Consider the following 2,724-nt stretch of genomic DNA (forward strand, 5'->3'; position numbering starts at 1 on the left):
AGCGCGCGCGCGGCGCCGACCCCGAGGCCGCGATCCGCCCCGAGGCGCTCGCGGCCATCGAGGCGGCGCGGCGCGCCGGCTGCCGGCTCGCGATCTTGTCGAACGAGCTCGACCTGTTCTACGGCGCAGGCTTTCGCCAGCGTCTTCCCTTCATGAGCGCCTTCGACGTCGTGGTGGACGCCACGCACACCGGCATCCTCAAGCCCGATGGGCGCGCCTACCAGCAGTGCCTGGACCAGCTCGGCCTGCCCGCCGACGCCTGCGTGTTCGTCGACGACCAGCTGCGCAACATCGCCGGCGCGCAGCGCGTGGGCCTGCGCACGGTGCACTTCGACGTGATGCATCCGGGTGCGAGCTATGCGCAGGCGCTCTCGATGCTGGGCGTTTCTCCTTCTTCTTCCCTTTGACCGAGTTTGCGATGACCCCGACCTTCGAACCCACCGTGCCGCGCGAGCGCGTGCAGGCCCTGATGCAGGCCGAACAGGCGCGCTATGCGCGCACCCACGCGCGCAGCGGCGAACGCTTCGCGCAGGGCCAGCAGGCCTGGCTCTACGGCGCGCCCTCGCACTGGATGCGCCGCTGGATCGGCGGCTGGCCGCTGTACGTCCAGGACGCGCAGCTGCCCTACGGCGCGCGCTTTGTCGACGTGGACGGCAACGGCTATGCCGACTTCTGCCTCGGCGACACCGGCGGCATGTGCGGCCACGGCCACCCGGCGGTGGTCGAGGCGCTGGCGCGGCAGGCGCGCGTGGGCAGCTCGCTGATGCTGCCGACCGACGATGCGGCCTGGGTCGGCGAAGAGCTGTCGCGCCGCTTCGGCCTGCCGTACTGGAACCTCACGACCTCGGCCTCGGACGCCAACCGCGCCTGCATCCGCCTGGCGCGCATGGTCACGGGCCGGCCGCGCGTGCTGGTGTTCTCGGGCTGCTACCACGGCTCGGTGGAAGAGGCGCATGTGGAGCTGCGCGACGGCGCCGTCGCGATGCGCAACGACATCCACCCCAACGGCTTTCCGCACGACCAGCTGTCGGCCGTGGTCGAGTTCAACGACGTGCCCGCGCTGGAGCGCGCGCTGCGCGCCGGCGACGTGGCCTGCGTGCTGGCCGAGCCGGCCATGACCAACTACGGAATGATCGCGCCCGCGCCGGGCTTTCACGACGCGCTGCGCCGCCTCACGCGCGAGACCGGCACGCTGCTGGTCATCGACGAGACGCACACCATCTCCAGCGGGCCCGGCGGCTACACGCGCGAGCATGGGCTCGACCCCGACATGTTCGTGATCGGCAAGGCCATCGCCGGCGGCATTCCCGCCGCCGCCTTCGGCCTCAGCGCCGAGACCGCCGAGCGCGTCTGGCAGGTGCTGCCCAAGCTGCATCCGACGAAGCGCCAATCGGCGCACGCCGGCTTCGGCGGCACGCTGGCGGGCAACGCGCTCACCGTGGCCGTGATGCGTGCGGTGCTCTCGCAGGTGCTCACGCCCGAGGCCTTCGATCGCATGCTGGCGCTCGCGCAGCGCCTGGCCGAAGGCGTCAACGCCAGCATCGCCGCCGCGGGATTGCCGTGGCATGCCACGCAGGTTGGCGCGCGCGTGGAGACGCTCTTTTGCGCCGACGCGCCGCGCAATGCGAGCGACGTGCGCCGCACGCGCGACGGCGAGCTCGAAGCGCTGCTGCACCTGTACATGATGAACCGCGGCGTGCTCATCACGCCCTTCCACAACATGATGCTGTGCTGCCCCGGCACCACCGAGTGCGAGGTCGACGAGCACAACGCGGCCTTCGCCGAGTTCGTGCGGGAGTGCAAGGGATGAGCACGCCCGATCTCTTCGGCCTGCAGGGCAAGGTCGCGCTGATCACCGGTGGCGGGCGCGGCATCGGCGCGGCCATCGCGCAGGTGTTCGCCGAAGCCGGTGCCTCGGTGCTCATCGCCAACCGCACCGGCAGTGCGGGCGAAGCCGTGGCGGCCGAGTTGCGTGCGCGTGGCTTTGCGGCGCAGGCGATGGCCTGCGACATCGGCCGGCGCGACGAGGCCGAGCGCGCGGTGGCTGAGGCGGTGCGCGTGTTCGGCGCGCTCGACATCGTGGTCCACAACGCGGCCGTGAATCCGTGGGCCGCCATCGACGCGATGACCGACGAGCAGTTGGAGCACACGCTGGCCGTCAACCTCAAGGCCTGCTTCTGGCTCACGCAGGCCGCTGTGCCGCACCTGCGTGCGCGCGGCGGCGGGCGGCTGCTCGTCACCTCGTCGGTGACCGGGCCGCGCGTGGCCATGCCGGGCAGCGCGCACTACGCGGCCAGCAAGGCCGGCGTGAACGGTTTCATCCGCACCGCAGCGCTGGAGTACGCGCGCGAGGGCATCACCGTGAACGGCGTGGAGCCGGGCTATATCGCCAAGCAGGGCGGCTCGCTGCTGTCCGACCCGGCGAAGGCCGCGCGCATCGCGCGCCACATTCCGGCCGGCGAACTGGGGCGGCCCGAGGACATCGCCTACGCGATGCGCTTCCTGGCGAGCCCGGCGGCGCGCTACATCACGGGGCAGACGATCGTGGTCGATGGCGGCTCGACCTTGCCTGAAAGCCCGTTCTTCGCGGAGGCATCGGAATGACCGCGCGCCTGCAAGGCAAGGCCTGCCTCGTCGTCGGTGCAGCGACCGGTATCGGCGCCGCCGTGGCCGCGCGCTTCGCGGCCGAGGGCGCGCGCGTCGCCGTGGCCGGCTGGCCGCGTC

Annotated in this window: 3 protein-coding genes; all 3 read left to right on the forward strand. The window is 72.1% G+C overall.

What is annotated here, in order from left to right:
• The coding region (locus VBO01S_RS31170; RefSeq protein ID WP_157627544.1) for an HAD-IA family hydrolase at positions 1-407 on the forward strand (407 nt) is incomplete at its 5' end.
• A gap of 11 nt (positions 408-418) precedes the next feature.
• A complete protein-coding gene (locus VBO01S_RS31175; protein ID WP_062483011.1) occupies positions 419-1,810 on the forward strand; it encodes a transaminase in 1,392 nt (463 codons plus the stop codon).
• Positions 1,807-2,604 (forward strand): SDR family oxidoreductase, encoded by a 798-nt coding sequence (locus tag VBO01S_RS31180; RefSeq protein WP_062483014.1) that lies wholly within the window; start codon positions 1,807-1,809, stop codon positions 2,602-2,604. The genes VBO01S_RS31175 and VBO01S_RS31180 overlap by 4 nt, the downstream gene beginning before the upstream one ends.
• Positions 2,605-2,724: the final 120 nt, after the last annotated feature.

Origin of the sequence: Variovorax boronicumulans NBRC 103145 (genome assembly GCF_001591345.1) — a bacterium.
Taxonomy (GTDB): domain Bacteria; phylum Pseudomonadota; class Gammaproteobacteria; order Burkholderiales; family Burkholderiaceae_C; genus Variovorax; species Variovorax boronicumulans.